At 71.4% G+C, this 16,790-nt stretch carries 18 protein-coding genes; 7 read left to right on the forward strand and 11 right to left on the reverse strand.

The features are described 5' to 3' along the window. Positions 1-25 precede the first annotated feature (25 nt). The 3 genes from FH608_RS45385 to FH608_RS45395 form a co-directional block, all read right to left on the reverse strand. Positions 26-706 (reverse strand): copper homeostasis protein CutC, encoded by a 681-nt coding sequence (locus tag FH608_RS45385; RefSeq protein ID WP_139637387.1) that lies wholly within the window; start codon positions 704-706, stop codon positions 26-28. A gap of 126 nt (positions 707-832) precedes the next feature. Next, positions 833-1,321, reverse strand: a complete 489-nt coding sequence (locus FH608_RS45390) for a GNAT family N-acetyltransferase (RefSeq protein ID WP_226900482.1) — start codon at positions 1,319-1,321, stop codon at positions 833-835. Between the two features lie 315 nt (positions 1,322-1,636). Next, positions 1,637-2,386, reverse strand: a complete 750-nt coding sequence (locus FH608_RS45395) for a GntR family transcriptional regulator (RefSeq protein WP_193318996.1) — start codon at positions 2,384-2,386, stop codon at positions 1,637-1,639. 1,008 nt (positions 2,387-3,394) lie between these two features. Here FH608_RS45395 and FH608_RS45400 point away from each other — a divergent pair. Together FH608_RS45400 and FH608_RS45405 are read left to right on the forward strand one after the other, a co-directional pair. Continuing rightward, a complete protein-coding gene (locus FH608_RS45400) occupies positions 3,395-4,102 on the forward strand; it encodes a flavin reductase family protein (RefSeq protein ID WP_226900483.1) in 708 nt (235 codons plus the stop codon). A gap of 63 nt (positions 4,103-4,165) precedes the next feature. Then, complete coding sequence (locus tag FH608_RS45405) at positions 4,166-5,461, forward strand: DUF2252 domain-containing protein (protein WP_139637389.1); 1,296 nt, start codon at positions 4,166-4,168, stop codon at positions 5,459-5,461. Positions 5,462-5,468: 7 nt separating this feature from the next. On the opposite strand, the gene FH608_RS45410 is transcribed toward FH608_RS45405, so the two are convergent. The 3 genes from FH608_RS45410 to FH608_RS45420 all read right to left on the reverse strand — a co-directional run bounded on the left by FH608_RS45410 (position 5,469) and on the right by FH608_RS45420 (position 6,970). Further along, positions 5,469-6,278: an ATP-grasp domain-containing protein gene (locus FH608_RS45410; protein ID WP_139637390.1), complete on the reverse strand. Its 810-nt coding sequence runs from the start codon at positions 6,276-6,278 to the stop codon at positions 5,469-5,471. A gap of 95 nt (positions 6,279-6,373) precedes the next feature. After that, positions 6,374-6,631 (reverse strand): DUF320 domain-containing protein, encoded by a 258-nt coding sequence (locus FH608_RS45415; RefSeq protein WP_139637391.1) that lies wholly within the window; start codon positions 6,629-6,631, stop codon positions 6,374-6,376. A gap of 51 nt (positions 6,632-6,682) precedes the next feature. Continuing rightward, positions 6,683-6,970 carry a hypothetical protein gene (locus FH608_RS45420; RefSeq protein WP_139637392.1) on the reverse strand — a complete coding sequence of 96 codons (288 nt, stop codon included), beginning with the start codon at positions 6,968-6,970 and terminating at the stop codon, positions 6,683-6,685. A gap of 216 nt (positions 6,971-7,186) precedes the next feature. On the opposite strand from FH608_RS45420, the gene FH608_RS45425 reads away from it, so the two are divergent. Continuing rightward, the gene (locus FH608_RS45425) at positions 7,187-7,834 is read left to right on the forward strand and encodes an NIPSNAP family protein (RefSeq protein ID WP_139637393.1); all 648 of its coding nucleotides are present in this window, start codon (positions 7,187-7,189) and stop codon (positions 7,832-7,834) included. A 42-nt stretch (positions 7,835-7,876) separates the two neighbouring features. Here FH608_RS45425 and FH608_RS45430 read toward each other — a convergent pair whose 3' ends face one another. Together FH608_RS45430 and FH608_RS45435 are read right to left on the reverse strand one after the other, a co-directional pair. Next, the gene (locus FH608_RS45430) at positions 7,877-8,548 is read right to left on the reverse strand and encodes a pentapeptide repeat-containing protein (protein ID WP_139637394.1); all 672 of its coding nucleotides are present in this window, start codon (positions 8,546-8,548) and stop codon (positions 7,877-7,879) included. A gap of 4 nt (positions 8,549-8,552) precedes the next feature. Next, positions 8,553-10,031: a glycoside hydrolase family 3 protein gene (locus FH608_RS45435; protein WP_139637395.1), complete on the reverse strand. Its 1,479-nt coding sequence runs from the start codon at positions 10,029-10,031 to the stop codon at positions 8,553-8,555. A 187-nt stretch (positions 10,032-10,218) separates the two neighbouring features. Here FH608_RS45435 and FH608_RS45440 point away from each other — a divergent pair, with 187 nt between their 5' ends. Further along, the gene (locus tag FH608_RS45440; RefSeq protein WP_139637396.1) at positions 10,219-10,887 is read left to right on the forward strand and encodes a TetR/AcrR family transcriptional regulator; all 669 of its coding nucleotides are present in this window, start codon (positions 10,219-10,221) and stop codon (positions 10,885-10,887) included. Then, a complete protein-coding gene (locus FH608_RS45445; protein WP_139637397.1) occupies positions 10,884-11,564 on the forward strand; it encodes a DNA alkylation repair protein in 681 nt (226 codons plus the stop codon). The genes FH608_RS45440 and FH608_RS45445 overlap by 4 nt, the downstream gene beginning before the upstream one ends. A 3-nt stretch (positions 11,565-11,567) precedes the next feature. Here FH608_RS45445 and FH608_RS45450 read toward each other — a convergent pair whose 3' ends face one another. Further along, positions 11,568-12,407 (reverse strand): LysR family transcriptional regulator, encoded by an 840-nt coding sequence (locus tag FH608_RS45450; protein ID WP_226900493.1) that lies wholly within the window; start codon positions 12,405-12,407, stop codon positions 11,568-11,570. Between the two features lie 88 nt (positions 12,408-12,495). Between FH608_RS45450 and metE the strand changes: the two genes are divergently transcribed. After that, entirely contained in the window at positions 12,496-14,637 is a 2,142-nt protein-coding gene (gene metE / locus FH608_RS45455; RefSeq protein WP_139637399.1) for a 5-methyltetrahydropteroyltriglutamate--homocysteine S-methyltransferase, read from the forward strand. A 4-nt stretch (positions 14,638-14,641) separates the two neighbouring features. On the opposite strand, the gene FH608_RS45460 is transcribed toward metE, so the two are convergent. Together FH608_RS45460 and FH608_RS45465 are read right to left on the reverse strand one after the other, a co-directional pair. Beyond that, positions 14,642-15,040: a GNAT family N-acetyltransferase gene (locus FH608_RS45460; RefSeq protein ID WP_139637400.1), complete on the reverse strand. Its 399-nt coding sequence runs from the start codon at positions 15,038-15,040 to the stop codon at positions 14,642-14,644. Between the two features lie 104 nt (positions 15,041-15,144). Beyond that, on the reverse strand, positions 15,145-16,137 hold the full coding sequence (locus tag FH608_RS45465) for an alpha/beta fold hydrolase (protein WP_139637401.1): 993 nt from the start codon (positions 16,135-16,137) through the stop codon (positions 15,145-15,147). Positions 16,138-16,376: 239 nt separating this feature from the next. Between FH608_RS45465 and FH608_RS45470 the strand changes: the two genes are divergently transcribed. After that, the gene (locus tag FH608_RS45470) at positions 16,377-16,787 is read left to right on the forward strand and encodes a TOBE domain-containing protein (protein ID WP_139637402.1); all 411 of its coding nucleotides are present in this window, start codon (positions 16,377-16,379) and stop codon (positions 16,785-16,787) included. Positions 16,788-16,790 lie beyond the last annotated feature (3 nt).

A 16,790-nucleotide genomic window follows, 5' to 3' on the forward strand; every position in this document is an offset into this window, starting at 1 on the left:
CGCGGCGGCGCGGGGCCGGGTCAGATCAGTCGCGCTCGACGAAGTCGCGCCACTGGCGTACGAGCCGCCACTCGACCGGGTCCGACCAGCTCGCCCGCACGGCGGAGCCCACGTGGAAGGCGCGGATGCCGTAGTCGAGCAGCGCGGGGACGTGCGCGGGCCGCAGCCCGCCCCCGGCGAGGATGATCGAGCCGTCACCGGCGTCGGCGCGCGCCTTCAGCACCGGCAGCCCCTCCCCCACCCCGTGGGGTGAGCCGGAGGTGAGCACGGTGGCGAGGTTGGGCAGCAGCCGCACGGCCCGCCAGGACGCCTGCACGTCGGCCGCGTGGTCGACGGCCCGGTGGAACGTCCATGGCAGCGGCGAGACCGCGTGGATGAGCGCCTCGGTCGCCGCGAGGTCGACGGTCCCGGATCCGTCCAGGAACCCGAACACGAACCCGGCCGCCCCCGCCTGCGCCAGCGCCTTGGCGTCCTGGCTCAGCCGATGCAGGACGTCGGGGTCGGCGGTGAAGCGGGCGTCGCACCGGAGCATGACCATCTGGGGAAGGGGACATTCCGCGGCGATCGCGGCGACCGTCTCGGGTGAGGGGGTCAGCCCGTCGGCCGCCATGTCGGCGACGACCTCCAGCCGGTCGGCTCCACCCTGTTCTGCGGCCACGGCGTCGCGCACGTTCAGCGCGATCACCTCGAGGAGGGATCCGGTCATGGAGGAGAGGTTATATGGTGATCTGCACCTTTGCGCCGGTCACGGTGGAGCGGGGGCGGGGAAGCTGGTCCCCGCCCCGCCCGCCGTCTGCCCCAGGATCCCCGGCCGGGCCGGGGACGTACGGGGTCAGGCGGAGATGAGCTCGGCCATCGTGAGGTCGCGGAAGGCCGTACTGGGAAGGTCTTCCGAACGCCGTTCGAACAGGGCGCCCGAGGCGCGGTGGGGCAGGTCCACCGTGCGGATGTGGCGGAAGCCGCGGCGCCGGTAGTACTGCTGGAGCCGCCAGTTCGTCTTGGAGCAGTCCAGCCGCAGCAGCGGCAGCCCGGCGGCGTGGGCGGCGGCGCCCGCCCAGTCGAGGAGGGCGTCGCCGAGGCCGCTGCCCGACCAGGGCCGGGCCACGGCCAGTTTGTGGACGTAGAGTGCCGCGCCGGGATTATCGCCAGGTGACCAGAATTCCGGGTCCGCGTGGCCGTCAAGGGCTATCGTGGCCACCGGAGGAGCCGATTCGTCCGGGTCGAGGTAGCGCAGCTCGTCGTCGAGCAGGAACAGGACGCGCTCCTCGATGAGCGGCGTGATCCGCTCGGGGCCGAAACCCCCGCGCGGCCACTGGCGCACTCCTTGCGCATGGAGCCACTCGGCGGTGTCCGCGAGAAGGGTGAGTACGCCGCTAAGGTCCTCGGGTTCCGCTCTCCGGAGCGCGAGCGGGTGAAGCAGGGTGTTTGTGTGCATAACAACTCCCGTGGCATCGAGTATGTGCGCGCACACGCAGCGTGAGGAGGCATGTTCGCGCAGGCCCGGAATTAGGGCCACAACCCGATATATATGGATAAATGGCGATTTAGGGGAGTATGCACGACTCCCCATGGCCAGCGAGGCGGCTATTTCTCGCTGCGCCCGGCCGGCTAAATCACCCCTTCACTCCCGAGCCCGTTAGCGGCGGTCGAGCTCGTATCTGATCAGATGTTTGTCGGCGGGCAGCACCGACACCGCGACACGCACCGGCATGTCACCCACGTCGTACCCGACGCGGACATAGACCATGACAGGCGTGCCGAGCTCAAGTTGGAGGCGCTCGGCCTCCTCCTGGTTGGGCATGCGGGCCCAGATGTCGTCCACGACGCGCACCTGCGAATGCCCCAGTTCGTCCAGCACCCGGTTCGCGCCTCGCGCGATGTCGCCGGGCCTCGCGATCTCGGAGTCGGCGACCAGGTCGCGCGGGAAGTAGGAGTCGTTGGTGTTGTACGGCTGCCCGTCCACGAACCGCAGACGGCGTCTCACCACCGCCAGCTCCCCATCCGCCAACTCCAGCCGGCTGGCGATCTCCTCGATCGGGGACACCGTCAGCACCTCGATGTACTGACTCGGCGCACGGCCTTCCTGCGCCACGGCATACGCGAAGGCCTCCCGCAGCTCCCCGGAGGGCTGCGGCTCCAGCTCCCGCTGCGGATAGATCAGCAGCGGCCTGCGATCCCTGACGACGGTCCCGCGCCGCGGCGTGCGCGTGACGAGCCCCTCATTGACGAGCTCTCCCAGGGCCAGCCTTACGGTGTTCCTGCTCACCCCATGGTCTTCCATGAGCTGCGCCTCGGTCGGTAGCTGTGCGCCCGGGCCGAGGACACCCGAGTAGATGGCTCGACGCAACTCCGCAGCCACCTGCTGATACAGCACCGACCTTGCCACTTTCACCCCTTTTGTTCCAACAATTTAGACGATCTGGTTCTAGCAGGCCACAACCCCTTGACCGAACCCCCTCCCCCGGCCCATCATCCATTCGTTGGTACAAATCCATCTAAAGGCCGGTGAGGGGGTGAAGGCCAGTGTTGCCGGTCCGCACGGGTACGCCGTACCTGCCCTGGCATGGCCCTTACGAAGCAACACGTTTACTGCGTTACGGGTTGCGACGCCAAGGGTTAACCCACACCTACCAGAGCAACGGCGCATCCGGGCAATCGGCGTCGACTGAGCTGACCGTGTGGTGCAATGACGGATCCTTTGTCTGGAATGAGGAAGGTGGCGCCCCCGTCACGCACCCCATCGATGACCCGGTCGGTGCGGCTCGACGCATCGCACGTCGCCGGCGACAGGAGCCTTCACGCTCCCCCATCGACTCCGTGGGCGAATCCACGGCCTAGGACTCCATCCCTCGCCGGAGTCCTGGACCGCCGCACACGGGGCAGGAAGCGCGTCCTGGCGGGTCCCCCACGCCCGCCAGGGCGCGCTCTCCACCTACGCCGTCATCTTCAGGCTGCTTGTCATTCCGAAGCCCGGGCCGGCGGCCCGCGCGCCGCCCTGCCGCTGCCGCTGCGAGACACCCATCTCGTACGGCAAGCACGGCCGGCCCCACCCGCCGACCATGCCCGGCGCCCGTCCAGGGAGACGGTCCTCGGGCGCGCGTGGCCGGGCGCCGCGACGGCCAGGCCGGGCCGGCCGGGTGGTGAGAACCGTGACCGGCGGACGGGCATGGCGGTGGCCCCCGTCGTCGGGGTCGCGCCTGTCACCGAGTCCGAACCAGTCATCGCTCGCCGCCAAGTCCGAGCCGTCCGCGTTGACGCCTACTGCCACATCATCAACCTTCGGAGCCGGACGAGCCAGGTGCTCTCCCGGTATTCGAACCTTGACAGGCCGCCGCGGGGAGTCCTAACGTCCAAGCAAGCGCTTGTTTGACAGAGCGCGGAGGAGGCGGAACCCATGAGCACCCACGCTGCTCGGCTCACCGCGCCGGACGGTTGCCGCGGCCTTCCCGCGCACCCCCAGCGCAGGATCCGCAGCACCTCCCCCACCGCCGCCCCCACCGCCGCCCCGAGCGCCTCCCCCGGCACCGTCCCCAAGCCGGGGCCCGCCCGCCACGCCGCGCGCCCCGACGAGCACCTTGACGGGCACCTTGATGGGCACCTCGACGGGCACCTCGACGGGCGATTTTTCCGGCAGGTGCTCGGGAGGTTCGCGACCGGGGTGGTGGCGATAACGGCGGTCGACCCGGCGGACGGCCGGCCGTCCGGGCTGGCGGCCAACTCCTTCACCTCCGTCTCGCTCGACCCGCCCCTGGTGGCCTTCTGCGTGGCCCACAGCAGCTCCAGCTGGCCGCGGGTGCGCGGCGCGAAGGCCGTCACCGTGAACGTCCTCGCCGAGGACCAGCAGGCCGTCTGCGCCCGGCTGGCGGCCAAGGGCGGCGACAAGTTCGCGGGCCTGGCATGGACCGGCTCCCCCGGCGGCAACCCGGTGATCGACGGCGCGCTGGCCTGGATGGACTGCGCGGTCGAGGCCGAGCACCCGGCGGGCGACCACGTGATCGTGGTGGCCAGGGTGCTGCGGCTCGGCACGCAGGGCGAGGGCGGCCCGCTGGTGTTCTTCCGCGGGCGTTACGGCGGTTTCGCCGAGGCCGTGCCGTCCCTCTGACCCGCCCCTGTCAGGGAAAGACCAGGGTAGGCGGCAAGGGCGAGACGATCTACTGTCCGAAGTATGGGCGCACGCTCTTCCTTCCTGCTCGATGTCCTCATGGCGGAGTTCGGCGAGTCGATCCAGCGAGACCCCGCCGCCTTCCGCCGGAAATTTCGGAAAATGGCGGCTTCCCCGTTCGCCTTCTACCGGGGCACCGCCTGCCTGTTCTACGCGGACATGACCGGCTCGTTCGCCGACGGGTCCTACCTCGACGAGCTGACCAGCCGGGTATGGATCCACGGCGACCTCCACGCGGAGAACTTCGGCACGTACATGAACGCCTCCGGCGCCCTGGTCTTCAACGTCAACGACTTCGACGAAGCGTACGTCGGCCCCTACGTCTGGGACCTCAAGCGCTTCGCCGCCAGCGTGGCGCTCCTCGGGTACGCCAAGGCGCTGTCCGACGACTCGATCAGCGTGCTGGTGACCGACTTCGCCGGCGCGTACCTCGTCGAGCTGGCCGCCGTCGCGGCCGGCGGGGACGACGCGATCGGCTCGCTCACGCTGGACACCACCACCGGCGTGCTGCACCGCGTCCTGCAGACGGCGCGGCTCAGGACGCGGGTGGCGCTGCTGGACGTCGAGACCGTGATCGACGACTACGACCGGCGGTTCGCGCTCATGGAGGGCCGCGAGCCGGTGGACGCGGAGACCAGGCGGGCGGTGCTGGCCGCGTTCCACGACTATCTGGGCACCCTGCCGGCGCAGGGCGGCTCGGGCGAGCACGCGATCAAGGACGTGGCGCTGCGCAAGGGCGTCGGCATCGGGTCGGCGGGGCTGCCGTCGTACAACCTGCTGCTGGAGGGGCGCTCGCAGGCGCTGGAGAACGACGTCATCCTCTACATGAAACAGGCCGCGGTGCCCGCGGTGGCGCGATACGTCACCGACGAGAAGGTGGCGTCGTACTTCCTGCACCAGGGGCATCGCACGGCCGAGTCGCAGCGCGCCCTGCAGGCCTACGCCGACCCCTGGCTCGGCTACACGACGCTCGGCGGCGTGGGGCAGCTCGTCGCGGAGGTGTCGCCGTACTCCGCCGATCTGGACTGGGACGACGTCAACGAGCCGGACGAGCTGCGCTCGATCGTGCAGGACCTGGGGCGGGCGGTGGCGCGCATGCACTCGGTGGCCGACGACGAGTCCAGCCACGACCTGGTCGACTTCTCGACGGAGGAGGCGATCGTGGCGGTGATCGGCGACGACCGGCCCGGGTTCGTCGGGATGCTGGTGGACTTCGCCCACCGCTACGGCGCGCAGGCCAGGAACGACCACCAGACGTTCGTCGACCTGTTCCGCAACGGCCGCCTCCCGGGCGTCTGAGCGCCTCCTAGAGCAGCTCGCGCAGCGCCGCGGCGAGGTTGGCTGCGGCGCGCGGCTCGTGCCGCAGGTAGAGGTAGGGCTCCGTCAGCTCCACCTCGATGACGGCGGGCTCGCCGCCTGGCAGCCTGACCAGGTCGATCCTGGCGTAGAGCAGGGGGTGGGGGACGGCGGCCAGCACCTTCTCGGCCAGCTCGACCTGGTCCGCCGCCGGGGTGCGCAGCCGCGCCCGCCGGCCGTCCGCAGCGTCGGGGCCCAGCATGGGCACGCGGCGCACCGCGTGGCTGAACCGGCCGTTGAAGTACAGCAGCGAGGTCTCGCCCTCCGACTCCACCATGTCGAGGTACGGCTGCACCATCGGGGTGCGGCCGGCGGCCTCCAGCGCGGCGGCCAGCTCCGCGGCCCTGTCGCGGTCGGCTGTCCTCGTGGTGTCGCGGGCCCCGCCGGAGACGGTCGGCTTGACGACGTACTCGGGCCAGTCGGGAAGGTCGCGCGACGACCAGTGCGTCGGCACGGTGGGCAGGCCGAGCTCGCGCAGGTAGGTCTTGTCGGTGTTGCTCTCCAGCACCGGACAGGGGTTCATGAGCCGGGTGACGGACGCCACGCGGCGCGCCCACTCCAGGAACTCCTGCCGCCTGGCGATGTAGTCCCAGACCGACCGGACGACCACCGCGTCGTAGGAGGCCCAGTCGGCGGCCGGGTCGTCCCAGCGCTCCACGCGCCCCTCGATGCCGGCCTCCCGCCAGGCCGACAGGGCCGGGCCACGCTCGTCGTCGTCGCCCTCAGGATCCTCGTAGGTCACATATGCGCAGATAGACACCCAGAGATGCTAATACGGCGCGAGCCAGACCATTTCGGTCTGGCTCGCGCCGCGGACGCGCCCGCGATCCGGCTCCGCCGCGCGTCCCGTCCGGGTCAGTCGTCGATCTCGATGCCCACGACGCCGCGGTTGGTGGCCGTGGCGGCGTTGCCGTTGACGTTGTTGACGCTGGTCGCGCCCCGGCCGCTCACGTTGCTGTTGACGACGTTGCCGAAGTTGTTGCCCGACTGCGAGGAATTGCGGTTGGAGCTGGAGTTTCCGGCGTTGACGTCGGCGTACGCGGGAGCCGACAGCAGCGTCACCCCGGCAGCGGCGGCGACGACGGCACCGGTCACGCAGAGCTTCCTCATCATGGTGTGGGTCCTTTCCGATTGATGATCGTCTTGACTTCGGACGTCAGCCGGTCAGTAGAAGATGTAGGTCACCGTGATGCCGCCGTTGGTGGCGGTCGTCGCGATGCCGTTGGTGTTGTTGACGTTGGTGGACCAGCCGGCGCCGCGGTTGGCGGAGGTGACGTCACCGAAGTTGTTGCCGGACTGGGTCGAGTCGTGGTTGCCGCTCCAGTTGCCGGACCAGCGGTCACCACGCCAGGGGCCTCGCCAGTCGTCGTCGGCGTGGGCGGGCGCGGCAAGCAGTGCGCCGCTCGCGGCCGCCACCAGCACGACCGCGGTGGCGCACACCTTTTTGATCACTTCTGCTCCTTCGCCAGTAGGGGAAACCCTCCGGGCAGGCGGGTGCCACGGGCCCATGGCGTCCACCGTTCCTTTGACTTTCCTTGACCGCAGGAGATCAAGGTCAGTGCGAGCATATAACTCTGTGTTGCATATCGGTAGCTCTGCGTTACAAGAATTTTGTTCGGCCAAGCCGCTGACAGGAGGTGTCAGCGACCCGCGCCTAACCTCCGCCGCATGATCTACGAACTGCGGCAGTACACCCTGGTTCCCGGCCGGCGGGACACGCTGATCGAGCTGTTCGAGCGGGAGTTCGTCGAGGCGCAGGAGGCCGTCGGCGCGCGGGTGGCCGGCTCGTTCCGCGTCGGAGGCGCTCCCGACCGGTTCACCTGGCTGCGCTCCTACCCGTCCATGCCCGCCCGCCAGGCCGCCCTGGAGGCCTTCTACGACGGCCCCGTGTGGCTGGCCCACCGCGACGCCGCCAACGCCACCCTGGAGGACAGCGACGACGTGCTGCTCCTGCACTCGGTGGGGGGCGAGCCGCCCTCCTGGGAGCGGCCGCGCGCGGCCGAGCCGCCCGAGTCGGTGTACGCGGCCACGGTCTACCACGTCGAGGACGGCTTCTCCGCGTTCTTCGCCCGCGAGGTCGCACCCGTGCTGGCCGAGGCGGGCGTGCCGCCGGTCGCCTGCCTGGAGAGCGAGCACTCGGCCAACAACTTCCCCCGCCACCCGATCAGGACCGGCGAGAACGTGTTCGTATGGTTCGCCCGCTTCGACACGGCAAGGGAGGAGCGAGAGATCGAGCTGCCGATGGTGACGCCGCGCCTGACCGGCCCTCCCGAGCGGATCCTGCTGCACCCGACCGCCCGCTCCGCCATGCGCTGACGTCGCATGGCCGGCGCTGCCCTGCCTCGACGAGGGCTGGTCTCAGGCGACGGTGATGCCGCGGGCGGCGAGGATGGCGTTGGCCTGGGTCTGGTTGATGACGGCGCCCGCGAACTCCCGCAGCTTGGCGTCGTCCGGGTGCCCCAGGTCGGCCCCGCGCAGGTCGGCCTTGGCGAACGTGGCGCGCAGCAGGCGGGTGCCGATCAGCCGGCAGTCGCTGAACGTGGCCCCCGTGAAGTCGCAGCCCGACAGGTCGGCGTCGTCGAAGCGCACCCCCTCGATGAGCTCGCCCCGCAGCGAGCAGCCGCCGAGGTTGGCCAGGGTCAGGTTGGAGCGGGCGACCTTGAAGCCGGTGCCGCGCGAGCCCGTGAGGGAGGCGCCGATCATGCGGCAGCCCGTGAACGAGACGTCCGTCAGGAGCGCGCCGCCGAACTGCGCCGACGACAGGTCGACGTCGGTGAACGTCACGTCGATGAGGTCGGCGTCGTTGAAGCGGATGCGCATCCCGCCGCCGCCCGTGAACGCGGCGCCGTCGAGGTCGGCCTTGCGGAAGTCGGCCTGGTCCAGCACGCACGACTCGAACCTGGCCCCCGCCAGGGGCGCGCCCCACAGGTCGGCCTCGGTGAGGTCGCAGGCGCGGAAGACGTGCGTCTCGTCGGACGGCAGCCGGTCGGCCAGCGCCTTGCGGGAGAGGTCCTCGCCGTCGAAGTTCACGGGATCACACCCTACCGGTGAGCACCTCCGCCGCCGCCTGCCCGCAGACGCGAGCGGAGCCGTACGTGGCGATGTGCACGGCGCCCAGGTCGGAGCGGGCGGGCAGCCCCATCTCCACCACCACCGCGCCCGGCCGGGCGCTGAGCAGGTGCCGCAGCGCCTGCTCCTGCCAGGCGTACCGGTGCACGTCACGGACCACGATCACCAGCGGCCGCCCGATGGCCTCCCCGAGCAGGCGCTCCAGCGTCGCGCCCGTCGCGTCGCGCGCCGTCAGCCGCGTCACGGCCGTGCCCGGCAGCAGCCGGGCCAGCGGTTCCCCGACGCCCCACGGCGTGCTCCTGTCGATGGCCAGGTTCATCTCGGGGGCCAGTTCGACGACGTGCGCGGGAGAGGTCAGCGGCAGCACGGGCGCGGTGGAGCGGCGGGTGACCCGGACCGCCCGGCGCGCGGCGGTCAGGCCGACGGCGTGGTCGCGGGGCGCCTGGCTGCCCGAGGAGGCGGCCCACCGGGCCAGCTCGCGGACCCTACGAGCGGCGTCGGCGAGCCGCTCCTCAGGCAGCAGTCCCTGGGTGACGGCCGTCGCGATCGCGTCGCGGATCCCGGCGGCGGTGGCCTCGTCGGCACGCTCGCCGCCGACGCAGATCGCGTCGGCTCCCGCGGCGATGGCGCGGGCGGAGGCGCCCCCGATCCCGTACGCCCCCGCCACGGCGGCCATCTCGATGCCGTCCGTGATGATCATCCCCTGGAAGCCGAGCTCCTCCCGCAGCAGCCCGGTCAGCAGCTTGGGGCTGAGCGTGGCCGGCAGCTCGGCGTCGTACGACGGCACCAGCAGATGGCCGGTCATGACGGCCTTGACGCCCTCCTTGATCGCCTCGCGGAAAGGGAGCAGCGCGTCCTCGATCCCGTCTCCGGCCACCACGGGCACGCCGTGGTGCGAGTCCACCGAGGTGTCGCCGTGGCCGGGGAAGTGCTTGGCGCACGCGGCCACGCCGGCGGACTGCAGGCCGCGTACGAACGCCCTGGTGTGCCGGGACACCAGCGCCGGGTCCGCGCCGAACGCCCGCAGGCCGATGACGGGGTTGTCGGGGTTGGAGTTGACGTCGGCGGAAGGGGCGAAGTCCAGCGTGATGCCGGCGGCGGCCAGGTCGCGGCCGAGGTCGCCGGCCACGGCCTCGGTCAGGGCCACGTCGTCCACGACGCCGAGCGCGTACCCGCCGGGGCGGCTGCTCCCGGTGGCCGCCTCCAGCCTCGTGACCTCCCCCGACTCCTCGTCGGTGCCGACCAGCACCGAGGGGTTCTCGGCGCGCAGCTCGGCGGTCAGCCGGGCCACCTGCTCGGCGCCCGCGATGTTGCGGGAGAACAGCACGACGCCCGCCAGCCCGTCGCCGAGGCGGCGCCGGACCCAGTCGGGCGGCGTGTGTCCCGCGAATCCGGGGAAGAGCACGGCGTCGGCAAGGCGAAGCAGGTCACCGCTCAAGGGCATGACCCGCAATCTAATAGGAAAGTTTCCTATTTGCTAGGGGCATTTCGCGACGCCTTGCCGCGAATGTCCCCCCACAGGCGCCCCCTCGGCACCCCCCTGGTAGCAAACGCTTGGTTTGGCCCAGAAGGCCGTATGAGCTGCGGCAGTTAGGTGAACAAGCGATTGTCTGAGGGCTCATAATGGTCTGGTGAGCACGCGTAAGAACTCCGGCACCACGACCACCCCGGCCAGACACCAGCGCGCGACCTCGTCGGGGTCCGCCTCCGAGCGCCGAGACCACCTCGTCAAGCTCGCCGCCGAGATCTTCGCGCGTAAAGGCTTCCAGGCTACGACAGTACGCGAGATCGCCCGCGAGGCGGGCATCCTCTCCGGAAGTCTCTACCACCACTTCGACTCCAAGGAGACGATCGTCGACGAGGTGCTGTCCACCTTCCTCGACGACCTCATCGCCCGCTACCGCACGGCGGTCGACTCGAGCGCCGACGCCCGCGCCGTGCTGTCGGAGATGGTCCGCATCGGGTTCGGCACGCTGGAGCCCCACCGGGCCGCCATCACGGTCATGCAGAACGACTGGAACTACCTGCGGCAGTTCGAGCGGTTCAACTACCTCGTCAAGGCCGAGGACGAGGTCGAGCAGATCTGGGTGTCGCAGATCAGGGCGGGCCAGGCGGCCGGGCTGTTCCGGCCCGACGTCGACCCGAAGCTGACCTACCGCATGATCCGCGACACCATGTGGGTCGCGGTGCGCTGGTTCCGCCCCGGCGGCCGGCTCAACACGCACACGCTGGCCGAGCACTACATCACCGTGCTCTTCGACGGCCTGGCCACCGGCGAGCGCTCCACCCAGCACGGATGAGCCTCGGCAAGGCGGTGCGGCTGGCACTGCAGGAGATCGCGGAGCCCGGCAGGGCCGAGGCCATGCGGGCGTACATGAAGTCCTCGATGCCCTTCCTCGGGGTGCGGGCCGTGCCCAGGCGGGCGGCGCTGCGGCGGGTGTTCGCCGAGCACCGGCTGGAGAGCGCGCCCGAGTGGCGCCGCGCCGTGCTGGGGCTGTGGCGGGAGGCCGAATACCGCGAGGAGCGCTACGCCGCGATCGAGCTGTCCGGCCACCACCTCTACCGCGACTACCAGACCCTCTACACCGTGCCGATGTACGAGGAGATGATCGTCTCCGGCGCCTGGTGGGACCTGGTGGACGAGCTCGCCACGCACCGGATCGGCGGCCTGCTCACCGCCTTCCCCGACACGATGCGGCCGCTCATGCTGGAGTGGGCGCACGACGGCGACCTGTGGAAGCGGCGCACCGCGATCCTCTGCCAGAACCGGTTCAAGCAGCGCACCGACACGGCCCTGCTGTACGCGTGCATCGAGCCCAGTCTGTCCGACAACGACTTCTTCGCCCGCAAGGCGATCGGCTGGGCGTTACGCGAATACGCCAAGACCAGCCCCACCGAGGTGATCCGCTACGTCAACGCCAAGGGCATCACGGGCCTGAGCCGCCGCGAGGCCCTCAAGAACCTCCCCGTCGCCTAGCCCTCATCGCGTCCACAGGGCGTCCTGCACGGCCTGCACCAGGGCCATCAGCTCCGGCGTGACGCGCTCCTTCGACCAGGCCAGCGCGTACGTGATGCGCAGGTCGCCAGCGTCGAGCGGCACGAAGCGCACGTCGTCGCGCCGGATCGTCCTCGCCACGAGCTGCGGGATCGGCAGCAGCCCCGCGCCCGCCGCCACCAGGTCGAGCGCGGCGGCGAAGTCGTCGTCGGCCACCATGCGCGAGCGCCCCGGCAGCCCCGGCCAGGGGCGGCTGCCCGGCGTGAGCACCACCTGCCCGGCCAGCTCGTCCGGCGCCAGCTTCGGCCTGGCCGCCAGCCGGTGACCCGCCGGGACCGCGAGGTGGTCCACCGTGACGTGAAACCTGGCCGCCGTCACGAACCGCGCGGGCGCCGGCGTGGCCAGGATCGCCGCCGACACCTCGCCGTCCGCCAGCGCCCGCACCGCCGCCCCTCGGCCCGCCGCGCGCAGCTCCACGCCGATCGCCGGACTCCGCCCCGCCAGCCGCCTGACGATCCGCGCCGCCAGCGCGCCGACGATCGGTGGATAAGCGAGATGAATGGTCGGCCGGGCCAGCCGCGCCGACTCGGCCGCGAACGCCCCGACCGACTCGATCACCTGCTCCGCGTACGGGAGCAGCGTCCTGCCCTCGGCCGTGAGCCGCACGTCGCGCGCGGTCCGCTCGAAGAGCCTGACCCCGGCCGCCCGCTCCAGCCGCGTGATGGCCTGGCTCATCGCGGGCTGCGACATCCCCAGATCGGCGGCGGCCCGCGAGAAGCTGAGCCGCGCCGCGACCCTGGCGAAGCAGTGCATCTCCTTGAGCATAAGCAGCACCAATACATGATGCACGAGATCCCGGATGCTCGGCAGGATGCCCGCGATCAGCCGATCGACATCGAGGGAGTCAACAGCCATGTCCCCATTTCCCACGTCCACCGTGCTCGGATATCCGCGGATCGGTCCGCGCAGGGAGTTGAAGCGGGCTCTGGAGTCGTACTGGAACGGCACATCGGGCCGGGACGAGCTCGACCGGGTGGGGGCCGAGATCAGGGAGCGGACCTGGCGCCGGCTGGCCGAGCTGGGGCTGGAGGGGCTGCCGTCCAACACGTTCTCGATGTACGACCAGGTGCTCGACACGGCGGTGCTGCTGGGCGCGGTGCCGGCGCGCTATCGCGCGGCGGACGACCCGTACTTCGCGATGGCCCGGGGCACCGAGGGGCTGGCGCCGCTGCGGATGACGAAGTGGTTCGACACCAACTACCACTACATCGTCCCCGAGATCGGGCCTGACACCGTGTTCGCGCTGGACGCGGCCAAGCCGCTGGCGGAGGTGCGGGAGGCGCGGGCGCTGGGGTTCGAGACGCGGCCGGTCGTGGTGGGGCCGGTCACGTTCCTGCTGCTGGCGGGGGCGCTGGACCGGCTGGACGACGTGCTCGGCTGCTACGCGGAGCTGCTGTCCCTGCTGGCCGCCGAGGGCGTCGCGTGGGTGCAGCTCGACGAGCCGGCGCTGGTGGGCGACAGGAGCGCGGAGGAGCTGGCCGCCGTGCGCGCCGCCTACGCGCGGCTCGGCTCCCTCGCCGACCGGCCCGGCCTCTTCGTGGCCTCGTACTTCGGCGACCTCGGGGAGGCGCTGCCCGCCCTGGCCGCGACCCCGGTGGAGGCGATCGGGCTCGACCTGGTTCGCGGCGGCGTGCCCGCCCTCGACCTGTCCGGCAAGACCGTCGTCGCGGGCGTCGTGTCCGGGCGCGACGTGTGGCGGACCTCACCGGAGCGGGCCCTGGCCGCCCTGGGCGCCGTACGGGCCTCGGAGGTGACGGTCAGCACCTCGTGCTCGCTCCTGCATGTCCCCTACTCCGTGGCGGCCGAACCGGAGCTGGAGCCGGGGCTGCGGGCGCGGCTCGCCTTCGCGGAGGAGAAGGTGGCCGAGGTGGTCGCGCTCGCGCGCTCCCCGCGGCTCGACGCCTCCCCCGCCGAGCCCTCCGTGGCCCTGCCCGCGCCCGTGGCGCCCGAGCGGCGCGGCCCGTACGCCGTGCGCGCCGCGGCGCAGGCCGAGCACCTCGGCCTGCCCCCGCTCCCGATCACCACGATCGGCTCGTTCCCGCAGACCGGCTCGCTGCGCGCCGCCCGCGCCGCCGTCGCCTCCGGCACGCTCTCGCAGGACGACTACGAGCGGCAGGTGGAGGCCGAGATCGAGCGCGTCATCCGGGTGCAGGAACGCCTCGGGCTCGACGTCCTCGTCCATGGCGAGCCGGAGCGCAACGACATGGTGCAGTACTTCGCCGAGCACCTGGACGGCTTCGCCGTCACCAGGAACGGCTGGGTCCAGTCGTACGGCTCCCGCTGCACCCGCCCGCCCATCCTGCACGGCGACGTCGGCCGCCCCGCGCCGATCACCGTGCGGTGGGCCACGTACGCCCAGTCGCTGACGGACAAGCCGGTCAAGGGCATGCTAACCGGCCCGGTCACCATTGTGGCCTGGTCGTTCGTCCGCGACGACCTGCCGCTGCGCGACGTCGTGTTCCAGGTGGCGGACGCCGTCAGGGACGAGGTGCGCGACCTGGAGGCCGCCGGCGTGTCGATCATCCAGGTGGACGAGCCCGCGCTGCGCGAACTGCTGCCGCTGCGCCGGGCCGCGCAGGCCGACTACCTGGAGTGGGCGGTGGCCGCGTACCGGCGGGCCACCTCGGGCGCGAGCGACCGCACCCAGATCCACACCCACCTGTGCTACTCGGACGCCGACCAGATCGTGACCGCCATCGACGGGCTGGACGCAGACGTGACCACCATCGAGTCCGCCCGGTCCGGCGCCCGCATCCTGCCCACCGTCGGCTCCTTCACCCGCGGCCTAGGACCCGGCGTCTACGACATCCACTCGCCCCGCGTGCCCGCGGCCGCGGAGGTCGAGGACCTGCTGCGCAGGACGCTCGCGGTGCTGCCGGTGGAGCGGGTGTGGGTCAACCCGGACTGCGGGCTGAAGACGCGGACGTACGAGGAGGTGGAGGCGGCGCTGGCCAACGTGGTCACCGCCACCCGCACGCTCCGCGCCGACCTGTAGGTGCTCAGGCGTGGCGCTCGGTGAACTCCTCGACCGTCATGCCGAACAGCACCTCGTCGTCGTAGCGGCCGTTGTGGAAATGGCTCCTGCGCCGGCGGCCTTCCTCCACGAAGCCCAGCCGCCGGTGCAGAGCCAGCGACGCCTCGTTGGAGCCGTAGACCCACGCCTCGGCCTTCTGGAAGCGGCGCTCGAAGAACATGTAGCGGATCAGCAGCACGACGGCCTCGCCGGCGTAGCCCTTGCGGTGGTGCGGCGTCCCGATGCTGACGCCGTAGGCGAAGGTGCCGTGCACCCGGTCGACGCTGTGCGTGTTGATCATGCCGACCGGCGCGTGGAACGCCTCCCAGTCCTCGGGCTCCACGGCCCGCAACCGTACGCGCTCGCCTGCCCATGCCGAGGTCATGAACGGCAGCCAACCACGCCGCGACCGCCCGCCGCGAGCGGGTTGTCCCTCCTGTTACACGGCGTTCCCGGCCTGGCCGGTGAAGGCGCCTATCGGGCGCGGCGTCAGCTCTGGGAGGCGAGCCAGCCGGTCAGGAGCTCGTTGACCTCCTCGCGGCGTTCCTGCTGGACCCAGTGGCCGCAGCCCTCGAGGACATGGGAGGAGGCCAGGCCCGGCAGGGTGGTCGGGTACGCCTTGAGGGCGTCGGCCATCCAGGTGGTGGAGGCGTCCAGCGAGCCGCCGATGAACAGGGACGGCTGGGTGATGGGAGCGCCGTCGAAGCGGGCGAGGTCCTCCCAGTCCCGGTCCATGTTCCGGTAGCGGTTGAGCGCCCCGGTCATGCCGGTCCGCTCGAACTCGCCGGCGTAGACGTCGAGGTCGTCCTCGCTCAGCCACGCGGGCAGCCGGCCCGTGGGGAAGCGGTCGCGCAGCCTGCCGCCCCGGGAGACGAAGTGGGGGTCAGGGGCGCCGGCGGGCGGCATGGTGTCGGCGGACAGGGCGGCGTAGAGGCCCGCCAGCCAGCCACGGACGTCCGGCTCGATCTCCGCCTCCGCCCGGCCGTACTCCTGGAAGTAGCTGATGTAGAACTCCTCCTCCCCGCCCATCCGCGCGAAGATCTCGCTGGGGCGCGGCCCGCCGCGCGGGGCGTACGGCACGCTCAGCAGCCCGACCGCGCGGAAAACGTCCGGCCTGACGAGGGCGGAATTGGCGGCGATCGGCGAGCCCCAGTCGTGGCCCACGATCGCCGCCGTCCGCTCGCCCAGGGCGCGCACCACGGCGACGTTGTCCTCGACCAGCTCCAGCATCCGGTACGCGGCCACCTCCGCGGGCTTGGAGGAGCGGCCGTAGCCGCGGACGTCGATGGCGGCGGCCCGGTATCCGGCCGCGGCCAGCGCCGGGAGCTGGTGGCGCCAGGAATACCAGGACTCGGGGAACCCGTGCACCAGGAGCACCAGCGGTCCTGAGCCCTGCTCGGCCACGTGGATGCGGCCTGAGGTGGACAGGATCATGCGGTGTGTGATCTTCTCCGTGGACGCCGGAGTGGTGGACGTCGACATCGGCCCTCCCGAAGCTCGCCATATGCCGGGACTCCACGCACATACCCGCCACCGGCCGGACAGCAGACATCATCGTGCGAGGTGAGCGAGCGCCGTGCATCCTGTTGCCGCTTCGGCAAAGCCTCCCGCTCCCGTCTCGTGATTCGCGGAGATGCCATGGTGAGTGCGTAGAACCTGTCGCTGATACAAGGGAATAGGGGTCTTCAAGCTCGAATGTGCGAGGGGTAGGGTGTGGGCTTGTGACGACGTTTCGGATCAGTGAGGCCGCCGCGCTGCTCGGGGTCAGCTCCGACACCGTCCGCCGGTGGGTGGACGCGGGGAGGCTGGCCGCCGAGCGGGACGAGCACGGCCACCGGCGGGTGAGCGGCGCCGATCTGGCCGCGTTCGCCCGTTCGCAGGTCGGGTCGGTCGAGGGCGGCCGTTCCTCGGCACGCAACCACTTCAGGGGGATCGTGACCGAGGTGGTCAGGGATGCGGTGATGGCGCAGGTGGAGATCGCCGCCGGGCCGTTCCGCGTGGTGTCGCTGATGAGCCGCCAGGCCGCCGACGAGCTCGGCCTGGAGCCGGGGGTGGTGGCGGTCGCCGTGATCAAGTCCACCAACGTCGTCGTGGAGATCCCCGGTCACGAGCGCGTGGCCGGCAGCCTGTGAGGA

This window comes from Nonomuraea phyllanthi, from assembly GCF_006334985.2.
GTDB classification, from domain to species: domain Bacteria; phylum Actinomycetota; class Actinomycetes; order Streptosporangiales; family Streptosporangiaceae; genus Nonomuraea; species Nonomuraea phyllanthi.

Bases quoted from the DNA above. Each gene is read 5' to 3' on its own strand.
- FH608_RS45385 (WP_139637387.1), bottom strand. From the start codon at position 706: ATGACCGGATCCCTCCTCGAGGTGATCGCGCTGAACGTGCGCGACGCC.
- FH608_RS45400 (WP_226900483.1), top strand. From the start codon at position 3,395: ATGAGCACCCACGCTGCTCGGCTCACCGCGCCGGACGGTTGCCGCGGC.
- FH608_RS45405 (WP_139637389.1), top strand. From the start codon at position 4,166: ATGGGCGCACGCTCTTCCTTCCTGCTCGATGTCCTCATGGCGGAGTTC.
- FH608_RS45415 (WP_139637391.1), bottom strand. From the start codon at position 6,631: ATGATGAGGAAGCTCTGCGTGACCGGTGCCGTCGTCGCCGCCGCTGCC.
- FH608_RS45425 (WP_139637393.1), top strand. From the start codon at position 7,187: ATGATCTACGAACTGCGGCAGTACACCCTGGTTCCCGGCCGGCGGGAC.
- FH608_RS45435 (WP_139637395.1), bottom strand. From the start codon at position 10,031: ATGCCCTTGAGCGGTGACCTGCTTCGCCTTGCCGACGCCGTGCTCTTC.
- FH608_RS45445 (WP_139637397.1), top strand. From the start codon at position 10,884: ATGAGCCTCGGCAAGGCGGTGCGGCTGGCACTGCAGGAGATCGCGGAG.
- FH608_RS45450 (WP_226900493.1), bottom strand. From the start codon at position 12,407: ATGCTCAAGGAGATGCACTGCTTCGCCAGGGTCGCGGCGCGGCTCAGC.
- metE (WP_139637399.1), top strand. From the start codon at position 12,496: ATGTCCCCATTTCCCACGTCCACCGTGCTCGGATATCCGCGGATCGGT.
- FH608_RS45460 (WP_139637400.1), bottom strand. From the start codon at position 15,040: ATGACCTCGGCATGGGCAGGCGAGCGCGTACGGTTGCGGGCCGTGGAG.
- FH608_RS45465 (WP_139637401.1), bottom strand. From the start codon at position 16,137: ATGTCGACGTCCACCACTCCGGCGTCCACGGAGAAGATCACACACCGC.